The following is a 15,803-nucleotide window of genomic DNA, read 5'->3' on the forward strand; positions in this document are numbered from 1 at the left end:
TCTCTCATCCCCCGTCGACCCGAAGGTGGCAAGATCGCGGGCGTGACGAGTGTGTCCCGCCCGCTGCCACGGCTCGTGCCGGCCGAGGCGTTCGCGGGCGTCCCCGCCGACCGGCTCCTGGCGGTGCTGGAGGCGGTCACGATGGTCCTCACGCTCCCCCACCGCGCCGCCGAGCGGGTGGACGCGCTCGTGGTGCCCACCGGCCAGGGCGAGGACTGGCGCCTCACCGAGGCGATCCGCGCCTGGGAGACCGGCCCGGCACTGCGGCACCTGCTGGTGGCGAACACCGATTCGGCCGAACGGACCTACCGTCCGCTCACGCTGGACCGGTTGCGCGGGCTCGGGCTGCGCCGGACCGACGGAGTCGTGCTCCAGGCCGAGCCGGTCACCGGCACCGGACGGCAGGCCGCGTGGATCGTGGAGCAGGTGCGGGCGCTGGGCGTCGGCAGCGTCGCGGTCGTTGTCTCGCCGTACCACCTGGTCCGGGTATACCTCACCGTGCTGCGGGCCTGCGACGACGCCGGCCTGCGGATCCCGATGGTCCCGCTGCCCGTGGCTGTCGCACCGGACGCCCCGGTGCCGGAGACCGGCGTGGCCGGGTACGACCTGGTGGCCGGCGAGGTCAGCCGACTGCTCCGCTATCCCGGCCAGGGTTGGATCGCCACCCCGGAACGGCTGCGGGACTACCTGCGCTGGCTCTGGTCCGAGCACCGCCTTCTGCTCACCGGCGCCTGACGGTCGGCCCCTGACCTTCAGTCGGCGCCGAACACGTCGTCGAGCACAAGCCTTGCGCGGCCCGGCACCTCTTCCTCGGGAAAGATCTCAGCGCACAGATCGAGCACCTGCTCGGCACTCGTCAGCCCGAGATGATCAATGAGGAAGCGGATGTCTTCGGCGTCCCGCCGTCGAGCCGCGAGCACCTTCATGGCCAGCAGATGCTCCGGAGACGCAGCGGCGACCCGAAGGCCCGGGTGGTCGAAGACACGTGGAGCGGATGCGTCACCGCCAGGAGCGACATAGGCGCTCGCCTGTTCGTTGAGCCACCAGTGCGGAAGACCGAGTTCGTTCGCGACGGCTCGGGCCTCGTCGAGTACCACCCCGTGCGGCTGGAAGACCGCGTCGATGTCACGCGTCGACCGCCGCGCGTCGTAGGCCAAGGCCATCGCCGCACCGCCGAAGATGTAGAGGTCCGCGATCACCCCCCGCTTCGCGAGCCGGTCGCCCAACCTGCGGAAGGCGTCCTCGATCGCGGCGCGATCCAGAAGGGGATCTTCCGGCCTCATGCCACATCCAGCTCATGTGCGGAGACGTAGACGCCCCGGCGACGGAACGCCGCCGGGGCGTGAACGACCGCATCCACTCGAGCGGCTCTGGTGTTGAACGGGAACCAGAACCGCCGTAGCGACCGTGTCTCGACCCACCGCGGCGCGCCGCGCCCGTCCTTCGCGCTCAGATGCTCGACCAGCGCTGCAAGGAACACGTCCCAGTGCTCGTCTCCGGTGGGTGCCGGCTCCTCCTGCAACAACCGCATGCGGGTCTCGCGCGGCTCCCAGCGGAACTCCTCCAGGAACTCCGCCACCAACCGCCAACGCCGGCTGTCGTCCGCCTGGACGAGCAACGCGCCCAGCCGCGCCACCGTCAACGGCTCGTAGCTCGCAGCATGCTTCCCCACCCAGCCGACGCTAGTACACGCAAGGGACCACGGCGGAAACGGCGCGACGACGGCGAACCACCCAGAGGCATCGGGCCGAGCGTTCACGCGTCCGGGATTCGGACCGTGAGCACCCGGGTGAGGACGCGGAACCCGGCCGCGTCGTACATCCGGCGGGCCGGGTTGCCGTCGACCACTGACAGGCCGACGGACGGCAGGCCCGCCTCCCGCGCGCCGCGCAACGCGTGGACGAGCAGCGCCCGGCCGAACCCGCGGCGCTGTGCGCGGGGCGCGACGCCCAGATTCAGGATCCAGACGCAGTCGTCGTCGGTCCACGGCACCGGCCCGGCGCACAGCACGTGCCCGGCGCTGCGGCCGTCCGGGTCGACCAGCCGGGCCGAGGCGGGCACCAGGGGTGGCACCGGCTCGCCGGTGTCGAACATCGCCCGTACCTCCCGGGTGTCGCTGGGCTGCCAGCGGCCGTCCGGGTGGTCCGGGCCGTAGGCCGCGTCCAGCCCTGCGGCGAGGTCTTCGTCCCAGCCGGGTGCGCCGAGCGACCAGCCGTCCGGCAGCGCCACCGGTTCGGGCACGTCGGTCAGGTCGTGCCGCATGTCCGTGGCGGCCCGGCTCAGCTCCAGCCCGTCGGCCACCAGTGCCGCCGCCAGCGCCTCGTCCGGCGTCTCCAGCCGGTGCCCGGCGAGATCGCGCCGTACCTGCGCGACGAGCCGGGTGAGCGGCGCCTCGGGCAGCGTCCGGACGTCGGCCGCGACCGCCGTGCCGTCGTCGTCCCGCAGCCGCAGCCGGGCCAGCGGCGTGTCGTCATCCCCGAGCAGCAGCGAGTCGTGGAGGTGCTGTCGTACCGGCATTCGCGGCAGCGTACCGGGCGCGCCCCGCTCCCGCTCCCCGTCGATCTTGGAGTTGTGGGGCCCGAATCGCCCTTCTCAGCCGCATTCATTCACGACCACAACTCCAAGATCGACGAGGGGCACCCGCGGGCGGGAGGGCGCGGGCCTAGGGTTTGGGGGTGAGCAGGATCGATCGGGGCAGCAGGACGATCGCCGCGCCGCCGGCGGCGGTGTACGACGCGCTCGTGGACCGGGGCGCCCTGGAGGCGTGGTTGCCGCCGGACGGGATGCGCGGGCGGATCGAACGGTGGGATCCGCGCCCGGGTGGCGGGTTCCGGATGGTGCTCACCTATCTCGACCCGGCCGGCAACCCCGGCAAGACGTCGGACGCCACCGACGTGGTCGACGTCGGGTTCGCCGAACTCGTACCGGCGCACCGGGTCGTGCAGACCGCCGTGTTCCAGGCCGACGACCCCGCGTACGCCGGCACCATGACCATGACCTGGCACCTCGCGGCGGCCGGCGACGGCACCGAGGTGACGGTCACCGCCACCGGCGTGCCGCCGGGCATCGACCAGGCGGTGCACGAGGAGGGCATCGCGTCCTCGCTGGCGCACCTGGCCGCGTACCTCGAATCGGGCGGCTGACCACGACGGACGCCGGGATTGGCGGCGGGTTTTGCGGGTAGCCGCCGGCGGTGACCGGGCAGCGGGAGGGTCGCGGCGGCCGGCGGGGGTCGTCGCGGCGCGCCGGCCTGGACGCGGAACGGTTCGACGAGGCGTGGGAGCGCGTGAACGAGCGCGGCCGGGCCGCCGGGCGGGACCGGATGCAACAGCTGCGGATCAAGTCCGTACTCGCCGTGCAGGCCGGGCTAGCGGCGGCGCTGGCCTGGGCCGTCGCGCGCTGGCTCACCGGCATGCCGAGCCCGATCTTCGCCCCGGCCGCCGCGGTCGCGGTGATCACCTCGTCGTTCGGACGGCGCCTCTCCAACACCGTCGAACTGCTCGCCGGGGTGACGCTCGGCATCATCGTGTCGGACCTGCTGATCGGGGCCGTCGGCGCCGGGGTGTGGCAGACCGGCGTCATCGTCGCGGCGTCCGTCCTGGTCGCGCTGGCATTGAGTACGCGAGGCGGGATCGTGGGCAACGCCAGCGGTACGGCGGTGCTGCTCGGCGCGCTCTCCTCCTCCCGGCACACGCTGGAGTTCCCCCGCTTCGTCGACGCGCTGATCGGCGGCGGCGTGGGACTGGTGGTGACGTTGCTGCTGGTGCCGATCAACCCGCTGCGGGTCGTGCGGCGGGTGGCAGCGCCGACGCTGCGGCAGCTCGCCGGCCAGCTCGCGGCGACCGCTGCCGCGCTGCGGCGACGTGACCACGACCTGGCCGACCAGGCGTTGAGCCGGTCGCAGGCGATCGGCGCGGACCTGGGCCGGTTCTGGGACGTCTTCGGCGGCGCGAAGGAGACGGTCGACCTCGCCCCGGCGCGCTGGCCGAGACGACGTTCGGTCCGGCACTACCAGCTCGGTGCACCGGACGTGGACCAGGCGGTCTGGAACACCCGCGTGCTGGCGCGGCGGGCCGTCGTGCTGATCGAGGACGGGGAGCCGATCCCGGAGAGCCTGCCGGACGCCGTGGAGGCGCTCAGTGCGGCGGTGAACGCCGTACAGGAGGAGGTTCTCGCGGACCAGGGCCCGGAGGACGCGCGCCGCCACGCGCTGCGTGCGGTGGCGGCGGCGACGCGCGCGGAGCTGGCCGGGACCGGGCTGTCCGGCACGGTGATCGTGGGGCAGGTCCGGACCGCCGCGAGCGACATCCTCCAGGCGACCGGGATGGACCGGGAGGAGGCGCTGCGGCGCATCCGGGAGGTGGCCGCCGCGCAGTCGTGACCCGGTTCAGCCGTCCCCGCGGACGCGGGCGTGCAGGTGCATGTCGTGCCGCCCGTCGTCGTGCACGGCCGCGCTGCGTTTGGTGCCTTCCAGCCGGTACCCGGCCTTGACCGCCACCCGGCACGACGCGACGTTGCGGGTGGAGTGGTCCAGCCAGAGCCGGTGCAGCCGGCCCTCGCCGAGTGCCCATGCGCTCAGCGCCCGCAACGCCCCGGAGGCCACTCCCGTGCCGCGAGCGGCCGGAACCACCCAGTACGCGCACCCGGCCTCGCCGTCGTCGAGGTTGAAGCCGCCCAACGCCATGCGGCCCACCACCGCGCCGTCGCGCGTCACCGCCCAGCTCGCGCCCGTCTCCTCCTGCCACGATCGACGGGAGTGGGCGAACCACTGGAGGACCTGCTCCGGCGACGCGGGCCGGCGGGTGTGCCAGCGGCGGATCTCCGGATCCTGGTACGCCGATAGGACAGCCGGCGCGTCCTCGTCCGCCCAGGGGCGCAGGACCAGGCCGTCGGCCGTGGACAGCGTGGGTTGCGGGCCGGTGGTGAGCGTGCCGGCGGGAACGGCGGATGGCGTCGACAGCGGAAAGCTCATGCCAGACTCTCCATCGCCATCCGCCCTTGGTGTCAAGTGACCTGGTGTCGCTAGTGTGCGAGCCATGGCGGTGACCGCGGCGGGCGTCTTCCGGCGCACGCCACGGGAACGGGCCGACCAGCGACTCGCCTGGGAGCGCGCCGACCAGCCGTTTTCCGCCGCCGGGGCCTGCCACATCCTGGCCTGGGTGTGCCGGGACACCTACCCGGACCGGCCGATCGGCCTCGCGGGGCTGCGGTTCGCGGGCCAGAGCCAGGTCTTCCACGTGTACGCGACCTGGGCGGGCTGGGCGTTCGACCACGCCGGGTGGAACCGGGAGGCGGACCTGCTCGCCGCCAACCGGGAGTTCGAGCGGCGTCCACTGGACCGGATCATGATCGTCGACGACCTCGCCACGTTCTGCCAGGCCCAGCATCACCGCATGCCGCACCGGTACCAGGGTGATCCGCTCCCCCGCGCCCGCGACTACGTGAACCGGCACGCCCCGCCGTGGGAGTGACGCCGTCCTCCGGCACCGTCCCAGGTGCGGGCTCGGCCCCGCCTACACTGCGCCGCGTGGACCAGGCCTCACCGCACACCGTCAGCTCGCTCGCGTACGACCTGCGGACGCTCGGCGTGACCCCGGGCGACGTCCTGCTGCTGCACTCGTCGTACCGGAGTCTCGGGTTCGTCGCCGGTGGCACCGAGGCGGTGGTGTGGGCGCTGCTCGACGCACTCGGCCCGGAGGGCACCCTCGTCGTGCCGACGCACACGCCGGACAACACGGACCCGGCCGGGTGGCGGCATCCGCCCGTACCGGAGGCGTGGTGGCCAGTCATCCGCGAACAGACGCCCGGCTTCGACCCGGCCCGCACGCCGAGCCGGTGGATGGGCGCGGTCGCCGAGACGGTACGCACCTGGCCGGGCGCCCGCCGCAGCGACCACCCGCAGGTGTCCTTCGCCGCGCTCGGCGCGCACGCCGCCGACATCGTCGAGGGCCACCGACTCGACGACGCGCTGGGCGAGCACTCCCCGCTGGGCGCGGTGTACCGGCTCGACGGCAAGGTGCTGCTGCTCGGCTGCGACCACAGCTCCAACACCTCGCTGCACCTGGCGGAATGGCGGCAGGCTTCGCCGCCGCGGGCGGTGACAGGCTCGGCGGTACGGCTGCCGGATGGCACGAGCCGGTGGACCACGTGGACCGACGTCGCCACCGACGAGGACGACTTCCACTGGCTGGGCGCCGACTTCGAGGCGACAGGCGGCGCGACGATCGGTCGAGTCGGCGGCGCGACGGCCCGGCTGATGCGCCAACGCGCCCTGGTCGACTTCGCCACCGCCTGGATGGCAGCGAACCGCGCGCGTTGACCGCGCCTGCGGCGGGCTTGCGCCGATCTTGGAGTTGTGGCGCCTCGGATGTCCCGCACGTGGCTTTTGTGAGGTGCCACAACTCCAAGGTCAACGTTGCGAGGGCCCCAGGCCGGCAGCCGGGTCTCGACCTGCCGGACGTAGCGCTCGTAGACGACAAGCTCGCGGTACTCCGGATCGTGCCGCCAGAGCGCGTACGGCTGCTCGCGCAACCAGTCGCACGCCGCGTCGCCTTCGGCGACCAGATCCGCGGTCGGCGGCATCACTGCCAGCGGCCTGTCGTTCTGCCGGTCGCCGTACTGCTCGAGGTGCACCAGGTATCCGCTCTCGTTCCGCGGGTGGGCCACGTGGACGCCGACGACGGTCACCGGCACGGCGAGCAGCGCGGTCCCGGCCAGCACCGACACCACCCACAGGCGTCTGTTCACGCGGCAACCATAGGCTGCTGTACATTTCTCCGCCGCCCCATGGCAGCGGCGAACCCCGCCTACGATCCTGCGCATGAACTCGCCGCACCTGCGCCTTCTCAGCTGCCTCGCCGTTCCGTTGCTGGCAGCCTGCGGCGCCGAACCGTCGGAGACAGTGGCGGAGGTGCCGCCGCCGGCGTACACCTGCTGCGAGGATCTGGACGTCGACAGGCCGTACCAACCGGGCCAGACCCTGACCGTGCAGTGGACCGTCGAGTCCCCGGACGAGCCCGGCTCCACCTCGCCACAGGTCGAGTTGACCGCACGGCTGATGGGCCCGTACGGCACGGTGGACGACCTGAAGGCCGCTTCGGCGGCGCCCGGGCTGGTCACCTTCACGGCGACACCGGTCCGGCCGTCCGGTACTCCGGGCGAGCGTCCCGCCAGCACCATCCTGATCGGCCCCGATGCCAAGCCGGGCTTCTACGACCTGGTCACCTCAGTGATCGGCGACGGCAACACGACCGCCAGTGGTAGCAGCATCATCCAGGTCGCGCCCAAGCCCTGAGCACTCGTCTTCTACCACCGCTCGTCCGCCAGGTTCTTGCCGCACGGGCTGCGGACCGCCCGCCGGCAGGCCCCGGCGGCTACCGGCTTCCGGGAACGGGGATCTCCCGCGGCGGCCCCGGCTCGGCCCGGCACCAACCGCCTCGGAACTCGACTCCCGGGACACCCTCGATCAGGCGGCTGATGTCCACTACCGCCCCGAGCGAGTCGGCGATGCTGCCCCGCAGCTCTCCCACCGCCGATTCGAGGTCGTCGTCTTCCGCAGACCAGTCGATCTCCGCCTCTCGCAGCTCGGCGACTGCGTGATCGGCAAGAGCCTCAGCATCGGTCACCAGCACGTCGACCCTGCAATACAGGTGCAGGGCATGCGGCGCCGACGCGTGCAGGTTCTCCATCGGGCAAGCATGCCGACTCGAGTTGCGATTGGGAAGACAGGCGATGATCGTCAGCGAAGCTGATCTATCATCTGCCGGTTCTGCGCATACACCCCGCGTTTCTCGCCGTGCTCTCGACCTCGAATGGACGTGCAGAGGGGCGGTTCAGCGGCCTGGCTGGCCGAGTTCCACTCGCACCGCAGCCGAATGACCGGGACGGACGGCCTGCTGCTACAGCGAAGCACCTCTCGGCATCTCGTAGCGTTCCCCAGCCCTTCGTCGGCAAGTGACTGCCCCGGGCAGCCGGTCCAGCCAGTTGATGGTCGCCACTGCGTCCGCCATGTATCGTCACGCTCCCGCAAGATCGCGAGATGGGACACGACGTGACGGTACGACGGCTCGGCCTCTGCGCGGCGGTCGCCGCGATGCTGCTCACCGCCTCGGCGTGTGGCCGCGCCGACGAGACGCCGGGCACGCCCACTGCCGTGGTGGCGAGCGCCGCTACGGAGTCACCCACTCCCATGCCCTCGACGCCGACGGCCACACCGAGCCTCGCACCCGAGCCCTCGCAGACCTCACGGTCATCGGGCACTCCCCGGTCCTCGACGGCCCCCGTGGCGGCGCCTACGACCAGGAAGGCCACCCAACCGGCCACCACCAGCAACAAGGCGGCCTGCACCACCGTCAGAGGTCCGCTGGAGAAGGCCATCGCCGGGCTGATCACCCTGGTCGGGGTCGCCTCCAGTTCGACAGTGGAGGCCGAACTCGTCAACGCCCGGGCGGAGGCGTCCACCCGGTTGGTCAACCTCGAGGCGGTGGCGAACGGGGTGGCCGGTGAGCAGTCGGATCGCACGCTGCGGAGCAACTTCAGGGCGCTCGCCGTGGCCGCAGGCCTGAAGGGCGTCGAAGTCCGCTCGATCAAGCCCAAGCTCGAATATGCGGAAGCGATCGTGAAGATGGCGAGCGACACGGGCGACCTGGAGAGCGCGGTCGACAAGCTCGAGCCGGCCTGCGGCAGGTACTGGTAGCGCGGCTGAGCAGGGCGTTTCGCGTGGTGGGCGGCAGGGCTGGCGGACTCACTGCGTCGCGGCCCACAGAACTCATCGCATTGATCTAGGGTGCTGCGATGACCGCTGAGCCCGTGACGACGGTGCTGTTCGACTTCGCCTGGACTCTGTTCGCCAGGGACTCGGAGCGCTGGGTGGGCAACGCGGCGGCATCGATCGACCGGACGTTGGCTGCCGGCGAGCCGCACCGCATTGCCGGCGACTTCGCGAAACTGTTGCGGGAGACGGCCACGGATCCGGCCCACATCGCCCGAGATCTGGATCCGCGAGTCTGGGATCGGGCGATCCGCGCCGTGCTGGAGCAGATTCCTGGGGTGGACCAGGCGCTGGCATCGGTCTTGCACGAAACACACGCCGAAGCGATCGAGCCGTACGCCGACACCGTCGCCACCCTGTCCGCATTGCGCGACAGCGGTGTTCGCATCGGCGTCGTCAGCAACGTCGGCTGGGACATCCGCAAATGCTTCGCGCGGCACGGACTCGACGGCCATGTCGATGCGTTCGTATTGTCCTACGAGGTCGGCTTCGTCAAACCGGACCCTCGCATCTGGGGCGCCGCCCTCGGAGCCCTCCATGCCACACCGGGCCAGACCCTGATGGTCGGTGATCATCCCGCCGGCGACGGCGGATCGGTTTCCGCCGGCATACCAGCGCTGATCCTGCCGATGGTGGATTCGCCCGCGCAGAAACGCGGCTTCGAATACGTGCTCAGGCTTGCCCAGGTTCCGTCCTAGGAGTTCTGTCGCCGGGGCTCACGTGAAGCTCCTTGTGCCGACGACGGCGTGCCGCTCATACAGCTCTCCATGAACAGACGCCGGCCTTCCTTCACCAAGGCGACTTTTTCGTCGTAGTTCCCGACGTGGGGCGCGTCGTGGCCGTTGAGTCCACCGTAGATATTCTCGTAGGAGTCGGAACACTCTTCCGCGTCGCCGGGAGATCCCGATGGCCGGCTCTTCTCCACGGCATGCAGCTCGGCCCCACGCTGAGCCATCGTGCGTAGGTACTCCATCTGCTCGTCATGGGACGCATCGCTGGTGCAGCCGGCGAGAAGCGTTACGAGGGCCAGGGCGGCTACGGCGTAGCGCTTCTCCATGGGCGCGGAGTGTATCAACCACCCTTGATGTCCGAAGGGAAGTACCTGTGTGCCTGGCCAGGAGTCGAACCTGCGGCCTTGGGATTAGAAAAAGACGCACCAACGCCGGTCGGTGCCGCTCCCCCGCTTCCTGGTCGAGCGTCGGACCGGACCTCGACGCGATCGGCCCCCGACCGCCGGCAGCAGGGCCGACCAGGGAGAACAATTGGTGGGGCGGGCGGGGTTCGAACCCGCGACCGAGGGATTATGAGTCCCCTGCTCTAACCGGCTGAGCTACCGCCCCGTGACCGCGCCGGATCGTAACCCGCCGATCGTTGCGCGGACCACCACCTACCGGGCGGAAACACGGCCGCGACAGCACGATGGGCAACGCGAGGATAACAACGCGCTACCCGCCGATGGCTCACCCGCGCCGCAAGTCCGCGAGGACCGCGCCGACCGCTCGCCATCCGCTGGCGAGCGCGCCCTGGATGGACGGGCTGTCGCGGTGGTCGCCGGCCACGTACAGGCCGTCGCCGAGCGCCACCGGCTTGCGCAGCCGGCCCTGGGGCGGCGGTGCGGCGGGTAGCGCGTCCGGCACGGTAACTGTGGTGAGGTGGGTCCAGTCGGCGGTGGAGCGGCCGTAGAGGCGGTCCAGTTCGCGCCGGATCACCGGTTCGGGTGGGGCCTGCGGGCCGACCACCGAGGTGGCGACCAGGTGCTCGCCGTCCGGCGCGTACGTGGGTGCGGCCCGGCTCACCACCACCGTGTTGGCGACGAGTTCGCGCCGGTCGCCGTCGAGCAGCAGGATCGGCTCGTCCAGCGGCGCGGTGTCGGTGCGGTGGTAGTAGGTCGTGTACGCGTGCATGCGTACCCGTGGCAGCCCCGGCAACAGCGTGGTCGCCGCGGGCGGGTCGACAGCGACCACGACGGCGCGGCAGGTGATCTCGCCGGACGGGGTGCGGACCCGGCCGGGCGCGACCTCGGTGACCGGGGTGTTCAGCTCGATCAGCTCGGCGGGCAGCGGCGCGGCGAGCGCCCTCGGCAGCGCCTGCATGCCGTCGGCCGGCAGGCCGATGCGGCCGCGGGCGAAGGAGCGCATGACGACCGCGAGCACGTGGCTGGAGGTGGCCAGTTCGCGGTCGAGCAGCACGCCGGACAGGAACGGCCGGAGCAGTTCCTCGATGATCGCGTCGGAGAGCCCGGCCCGGCGCAGCGCCTTCTCGGCGCTGGTCTCGGGCGTGTCGAGCAGCCGCCCGACCGGCACCGTGGCGTAGCCGGCGGCGAGCGCGGCGAACCGCAACCGGTCGGTCAGCGACCCGATGCCCGAGGTGAGCGTGCCGGGCGCTCCGGTGGGTTCGCGCAGCGGGTTGACCAGGCGTTCCAGCCGGTCGCCGCGACGGACCAGCACGCCGGAGGTGAACCAGCCCATCGTGAGAGCGCCGACGTCGACCAGGCCGGTGAGCCGCGGGTACGCGGTGTTGAGCACCTGGAAGCCCCGGTCCAGCAGGAACCCGTCGACCCGGTCGGTGGCGACCCGCCCGCCGAGCCGGTCGCCCGCCTCCAGCAGCCGCCACGGCACCCCGGCGCGGTGCAGCCGCCGCGCGGCGGCGAGACCGGCCAGGCCGCCGCCGACGATCACCACGTCCGTGTCAGGCACGGTCCACCCCCGCCCCGGCCCGGTCGCCCTCGCGGTGCGACCGCGACAAGCGGCCCGGCCACCAGACCTTCGGCCCGATGTCGTACGCGAGCGCGGGCACCAGCAGCGAGCGGACCACGACGGTGTCCAACAGGACGCCGACGGCGACCGCCACGCCCAGCTCGACGAGCACCACGAGCGGCAGGACGGCGAGCGCAGAGAACGTGGCGGCGAGCACGATGCCGGCGGAGGTGATCACGCCGCCGGTGACGGCCAGTCCGGCGAGCACACCGGCGCGGGTGCCGCGGCGGACCGACTCCTCGCGGACCCGGCTCATCAGGAAGATGTTGTAGTCGATGCCGAGCGCGACCAGGAAGACGAACGCGAACAGCGGGAAGGACTGGTCGACGCCGGGGAAGTCGAAGACGTACCGGAACAGCAGCGCGCACAGGCCCAGCGTGGCCAGGAACGACAGCACCACGGTGGCGATCAGCAGCACCGGTGCGACGAGTGCGCGCAGCAGCAGGGCCAGGATGACCGCGATGACCAGCAGCACCACCGGGATGATGACGTCGCGGTCGCGTACCGAGGCGTCGGCGGTGTCCACGTTGATCGCGGTGAAGCCGCCGACCACCGCGTCGGCGCCGGGCACCCGGTGCACCGCCTCGCGCAGGTCACGGATGGTGCGTTCGGCGCCGTTGCTGTCCGGCGGGTCGGCGAGCGTGACGTCGAGCTGGACCCGCCCGCCGACCACCTTGGGGGGCGCGTCCGGGTCGGGCGGCGCGTTCTCGCCCCGCTGGCCGAGCGGCAGCACCGAGGCGACGCCCGGCACGCCCTGCGCCACCTGGGCGACCTGCCGCGCGGTGGCCTGGGTGGTGAAGATGGTGGCGGGGCTGCCGGTGCCGGCCGCGAAGTGCCTGTCGATGACCTCCTGTCCGGCGACCGAGTCGGTGCGCTGGGTGAACAGCTGGGACTGGCCGAGCGTGGTGGCGCCGAGCTGGGTCACTCCGATCGCGAGGGCGGCGAGCACCACCGCGGTGACGACCCAGACGGTACGCGCGCGGCGCGCCACGAAGCCGGCGATCCGCCCCCAGATGCCGTGTTCGGTGCGCGGGTCGGCCTGGTCGTACCGGGGTCGCCGGGGCCAGAACGCCCAGCGGCCGCCGAGGACCAGCAGCGCGGGCAGGAACGTGAGCATCACCAGCAGCGTGGCGGCGATGCCGACGGCGCTGACCGGGCCGAGCGCCCGGTTGGAGTTGAGGCTGGACAGCAGCAGGCAGAGCAGGCTGACGATGACCGTGGCGCCGGAGGCGATGACGGCCGGGGCGGCGCCCTTCCAGGCGGTCCGCATCGCGTCCCAGGGGCGCTCGTGCCGGTGCAGCTCCTCCCGGTAGCGGGCGATGAGCAGCAGCGCGTAGTCGGTGCCGGCGCCGAAGACGAGCACGGTGAGGATGCCCTGCGCCTGCCCGTTGAGCTTGACGATGTCGTGGTCGGCGAGCAGGTAGACGAAGACGGCGGCGAGCGAGTACGACATCCCGGCGGCCAGCAGCGGGAAGATCCAGAGGATCGGGCTGCGATAGACGACGAGCAGGATGACCAGCACCACCGTGAGCGTGACCAGCAGCAACGGCCCGTCGATCGCGCTGAACACCTCGATCAGGTCGCCGAGCAGCCCGGCCGGTCCGGCCACGTCGACGGTGAGCCCGTCGCGGTCCGGGCCGGCGATGTCGCGCAGGCGTTCCACCACGGACCGGATCTGTTCGCCCTCGGCGCTGTCGATCGGCACGATCACCTGGGCGGCCTGCTTGTCCTGGCTGACGATCGGCGGCGGCAGCGGGCCGACCACGCCCGGCACCTCGGCGAAGCGGGCCGCGTCGGCCTGGATCCGTTGCTGGTCGGCCGGGGTGAGGCCGCCGGGGCGTTCGTAGACCACGAGTGCCGGGGTGGTCTCCCGGTCGACGAATCCGGCGGCCAGGTCCTGCGCCCGGGTGGCCTCGGCGTCGGCCGGCAGGAAGGAGGCGTTGTCGTTGGTGGAGACCTCGCCGAGCTTGCCGGAGTAGGGGCCGGCGATGCCGCCGACGATCAGCCAGCCGAGCACCACCGCCACCGCGATCAGCGTCGCGGTCCAGCGGCTGCGTCCTGCGGCCATCTCCACCGTCCTCGGATCGACGCATCAATCGACGCAGCGGGAGTCTAGGTCGACGCCGACCATCCTGCCGGGCGAACGAGGACTCGCGGGTGGAAACCGGGCAGCCGGGCATCGCAGGGGGCGCGGGAACGACGAACGCCCGCCGGCGATGCCGACGGGCGTGACGTGGAGCGAAGCTCCCCCGATTGGACTCGAACCAATAACCTGCCGGTTAACAGCCGGCTGCTCTGCCAATTGAGCTACAGGGGACCGTGCACCGCTCGGTTCGGATCTCTCCGCTCCGTGCGACGGGGACAAGAGTACAGGACATCGGGGGGTGGTGCGCCAGGGGGTTATCGGAGGAGGACCTGACCGGCTGACGCGCCAGGATTACGGACAAATCGTCATCTCGGCACAGGGAGGTATGAGCGGAGAGCAGGATGGGTAGTTAGCCGTCGACAGAGAACGCAGGCGCGAGACGGTCATTCCGCCGAGCTGGCGGAGACCGGCGAGAGCGTCAGGTACGGAAGGAGCCGCCATGCGCGGAAAGATCATGTTTCTTGGCGGGCTGGCTGCGGGATTCGTCCTGGGCGCCCGTGCCGGCCGGGAGAAGTACGAGGAGCTGGTGGTCCGCGGGCGCAAGGTGCTCGACCACCCGACCGTCCAGGAGGCGGCCGGGGTCGCGCAGGCCCAGGCGACCCGGCTCTACTCGGAGGGCAAGGACAAGCTGGGGCAGACCAAGATCGGTGAGAAGCTCGCCACCGGCAACGGCGGCAAGCAGGGCATGACCGACGCCGACAAGCCGTTCGCCGGTACGCCGGCCGCGGTCGGCAGCCGCAGCGCCAACGGCACGGGCTCGACCGGCTCGACCAGCTCCACCGGGTCGACCACGACCGGCACGAGCAGCAAGCCGTCCACCGGCAACACGCTCTGACGCAAGCGGACAGCGGGCCGGTCACCTCCGGGTGACCGGCCCGCTCCCGTGTGCGCGGGCACGGATGTGGCACATTCTCGGTGGGGAGGTGACCACATGCCGATGGTCGGACCGGAGACGGCGGATCAGGCGCGGCTGCTGCGCCTGCTGCGCGACGACGGCCCACGCTCCCGGGTCGAGCTGGCCGACCTCCTCGGCCTGCCCCGGGCCCGGTTCGCCGCCGAGGTGGACCGGCTGACCACGCTCGGCCTGGTGGAGAGCGCCGGGCCGGCCGCGTCGCGGGGTGGCCGCCGGTCGTCGCTGCTGCGCGTCGGCGCGCAGGTCCGGTTCGGCGCGGTGCTCGTCGGTGACGGTCTCCTGCGGGTCGCGCTCACCGACGGCGAACTGAACCCGCTCGCCCGGCACGACGAGCCGGTGGACGTCCGGCTCGGCCCGGACGTGGTGGTCGGGCGCATCGTCGAACTGCTCGGCAAGCTGCGTGTCGAGGCGGGACTGACGTCGCTCACCGGCGTCGGGGTCGCGCTGCCCGCGCCGGTCGAGGTCCGCGACGGCTCGCCGGTCTCCGCGCCGGCCCTGCCCGGCTGGCACCGCTTCCCGGTACGCGACACGCTCGCCGCGGAGCTGGGCTGCCCGGTGCAGGTGGACAACGACGCCAACGCGATGGCCCTCGGCGAACGGCACGCCGGGACCGGCCGTCCGTTCGACGACTTCCTCTACGTCAAGCTGGGCGAGGCGATCGGCTGCGGGCTGGTGCTCGCCGGCGCGCTCTACCGGGGCGCGGCCAGCGGGGCCGGCGACATCGGCCATTTCCAGCTCACCGAGGACGGGCCGCTGTGCGGCTGCGGCAACAACGGGTGCGTCGAGGCGTACTGCGGGGATGTCGCACTGGTGCGGGAGGCGGTGAGCGCCGCGCGGGCCGGGCGCTCGACGGCGCTGGCGGACCGGCTGGCCGCGGCCGGGACGCTGTCGGTGGCCGACGTGGCCGCGGCGGCCACCGAGGGCGACCCGGCGGCGCAGACGCTCGTGCGCGACGCCGCCCGCCGGCTCGGGCGGGTGCTGGTCGGGCTGGTCAGCTTCGTCAACCCGGCCATCGTGATCATCGGCGGCGCGCCGGCCGGGATCGGGCCGGTCCTGCTCGCCGAGATCCGGGGCGTGGTCTACCGGCGCTCCACGCCGCTGGCGACCGGCAGCATGCCGATCGTCCTGTCCGACCTGGGCGACACCGCGGGCCTGATCGGCGCGGCCCACCTGGTCAGCACCCAGACCTACGCCGCCCGCTAGCCCTCACCCCCTCCC

The 15,803-nt window shown here is 72.2% G+C and carries 18 protein-coding genes and 2 tRNA genes; 10 read left to right on the top strand and 10 right to left on the bottom strand.

Translation table 11 applies throughout. The annotated features are described in order from the left end of the window. The first annotated feature begins 51 nt into the window (after positions 1–51). Positions 52–735 carry a hypothetical protein gene (locus tag EAD96_RS21515; protein ID WP_121685570.1) on the top strand — a complete coding sequence of 228 codons (684 nt, stop codon included), beginning with the start codon at positions 52–54 and terminating at the stop codon, positions 733–735. A 17-nt stretch (positions 736–752) separates the two neighbouring features. On the opposite strand, the gene EAD96_RS21520 is transcribed toward EAD96_RS21515, so the two are convergent. The 3 genes from EAD96_RS21520 to EAD96_RS21530 all read right to left on the bottom strand — a co-directional run bounded on the left by EAD96_RS21520 (position 753) and on the right by EAD96_RS21530 (position 2,517). Further along, on the bottom strand, positions 753–1,283 hold the full coding sequence (locus tag EAD96_RS21520) for a DUF6036 family nucleotidyltransferase (protein WP_091421506.1): 531 nt from the start codon (positions 1,281–1,283) through the stop codon (positions 753–755). Beyond that, positions 1,280–1,672 (bottom strand): hypothetical protein, encoded by a 393-nt coding sequence (locus tag EAD96_RS21525; protein ID WP_091421509.1) that lies wholly within the window; start codon positions 1,670–1,672, stop codon positions 1,280–1,282. The genes EAD96_RS21520 and EAD96_RS21525 overlap by 4 nt, the downstream gene beginning before the upstream one ends. An 83-nt stretch (positions 1,673–1,755) precedes the next feature. Continuing rightward, a complete protein-coding gene (locus EAD96_RS21530) occupies positions 1,756–2,517 on the bottom strand; it encodes a GNAT family N-acetyltransferase (RefSeq protein WP_121685571.1) in 762 nt (253 codons plus the stop codon). 158 nt (positions 2,518–2,675) lie between these two features. Here EAD96_RS21530 and EAD96_RS21535 point away from each other — a divergent pair, with 158 nt between their 5' ends. Beyond that, positions 2,676–3,143 carry an SRPBCC family protein gene (locus EAD96_RS21535; protein WP_121685572.1) on the top strand — a complete coding sequence of 156 codons (468 nt, stop codon included), beginning with the start codon at positions 2,676–2,678 and terminating at the stop codon, positions 3,141–3,143. A 50-nt stretch (positions 3,144–3,193) separates the two neighbouring features. Continuing rightward, on the top strand, positions 3,194–4,381 hold the full coding sequence (locus tag EAD96_RS21540) for an aromatic acid exporter family protein (protein ID WP_121685573.1): 1,188 nt from the start codon (positions 3,194–3,196) through the stop codon (positions 4,379–4,381). A gap of 6 nt (positions 4,382–4,387) precedes the next feature. Here the strand turns inward: EAD96_RS21540 and EAD96_RS21545 are convergent, their stop codons facing one another. Beyond that, positions 4,388–4,972: a GNAT family N-acetyltransferase gene (locus tag EAD96_RS21545; RefSeq protein WP_121685574.1), complete on the bottom strand. Its 585-nt coding sequence runs from the start codon at positions 4,970–4,972 to the stop codon at positions 4,388–4,390. Positions 4,973–5,036: 64 nt separating this feature from the next. Between EAD96_RS21545 and EAD96_RS21550 the strand changes: the two genes are divergently transcribed. The 3 genes from EAD96_RS21550 to EAD96_RS21565 all read left to right on the top strand — a co-directional run bounded on the left by EAD96_RS21550 (position 5,037) and on the right by EAD96_RS21565 (position 7,294). Then, complete coding sequence (locus EAD96_RS21550; protein ID WP_121685575.1) at positions 5,037–5,471, top strand: hypothetical protein; 435 nt, start codon at positions 5,037–5,039, stop codon at positions 5,469–5,471. Between the two features lie 56 nt (positions 5,472–5,527). Continuing rightward, complete coding sequence (locus EAD96_RS21555; RefSeq protein ID WP_121685576.1) at positions 5,528–6,319, top strand: aminoglycoside N(3)-acetyltransferase; 792 nt, start codon at positions 5,528–5,530, stop codon at positions 6,317–6,319. Positions 6,320–6,820: 501 nt separating this feature from the next. Beyond that, positions 6,821–7,294 carry a hypothetical protein gene (locus EAD96_RS21565; RefSeq protein ID WP_233586122.1) on the top strand — a complete coding sequence of 158 codons (474 nt, stop codon included), beginning with the start codon at positions 6,821–6,823 and terminating at the stop codon, positions 7,292–7,294. A 79-nt stretch (positions 7,295–7,373) separates the two neighbouring features. On the opposite strand, the gene EAD96_RS21570 is transcribed toward EAD96_RS21565, so the two are convergent. Then, positions 7,374–7,688, bottom strand: coding sequence for a hypothetical protein (locus EAD96_RS21570; protein WP_121685577.1), 315 nt, complete (start codon positions 7,686–7,688; stop codon positions 7,374–7,376). A 350-nt stretch (positions 7,689–8,038) separates the two neighbouring features. Between EAD96_RS21570 and EAD96_RS21575 the strand changes: the two genes are divergently transcribed. After that, positions 8,039–8,695, top strand: coding sequence for a hypothetical protein (locus EAD96_RS21575; protein WP_121685578.1), 657 nt, complete (start codon positions 8,039–8,041; stop codon positions 8,693–8,695). A gap of 98 nt (positions 8,696–8,793) precedes the next feature. Beyond that, a complete protein-coding gene (locus EAD96_RS21580) occupies positions 8,794–9,468 on the top strand; it encodes an HAD family hydrolase (RefSeq protein ID WP_121685579.1) in 675 nt (224 codons plus the stop codon). Here EAD96_RS21580 and EAD96_RS21585 read toward each other — a convergent pair. From EAD96_RS21585 to EAD96_RS21605, 5 genes are all read right to left on the bottom strand, one after another. Then, a complete protein-coding gene (locus EAD96_RS21585) occupies positions 9,465–9,827 on the bottom strand; it encodes a hypothetical protein (RefSeq protein WP_121685580.1) in 363 nt (120 codons plus the stop codon). The genes EAD96_RS21580 and EAD96_RS21585 overlap by 4 nt on opposite strands. A 206-nt stretch (positions 9,828–10,033) precedes the next feature. Next, positions 10,034–10,110: transfer RNA gene (locus EAD96_RS21590), tRNA-Ile, on the bottom strand. 120 nt (positions 10,111–10,230) lie between these two features. Further along, on the bottom strand, positions 10,231–11,466 hold the full coding sequence (locus EAD96_RS21595; RefSeq protein WP_121685581.1) for an NAD(P)/FAD-dependent oxidoreductase: 1,236 nt from the start codon (positions 11,464–11,466) through the stop codon (positions 10,231–10,233). After that, positions 11,459–13,594 carry an MMPL family transporter gene (locus EAD96_RS21600; RefSeq protein WP_121685586.1) on the bottom strand — a complete coding sequence of 712 codons (2,136 nt, stop codon included), beginning with the start codon at positions 13,592–13,594 and terminating at the stop codon, positions 11,459–11,461. Before EAD96_RS21600 ends, EAD96_RS21595 begins: the two co-directional genes overlap by 8 nt. Before the next feature lie 176 nt (positions 13,595–13,770). Beyond that, positions 13,771–13,843: transfer RNA gene (locus EAD96_RS21605), tRNA-Asn, on the bottom strand. Positions 13,844–14,111: 268 nt separating this feature from the next. Between EAD96_RS21605 and EAD96_RS21610 the strand changes: the two genes are divergently transcribed. Continuing rightward, positions 14,112–14,507: a hypothetical protein gene (locus tag EAD96_RS21610; RefSeq protein WP_120568566.1), complete on the top strand. Its 396-nt coding sequence runs from the start codon at positions 14,112–14,114 to the stop codon at positions 14,505–14,507. A 96-nt stretch (positions 14,508–14,603) separates the two neighbouring features. Continuing rightward, positions 14,604–15,788: an ROK family transcriptional regulator gene (locus EAD96_RS21615; protein WP_121685582.1), complete on the top strand. Its 1,185-nt coding sequence runs from the start codon at positions 14,604–14,606 to the stop codon at positions 15,786–15,788. Positions 15,789–15,803: the final 15 nt, after the last annotated feature.

It is taken from the genome of Micromonospora sp. BL1, from assembly GCF_003667485.1.
GTDB lineage: Bacteria > Actinomycetota > Actinomycetes > Mycobacteriales > Micromonosporaceae > Micromonospora > Micromonospora tulbaghiae.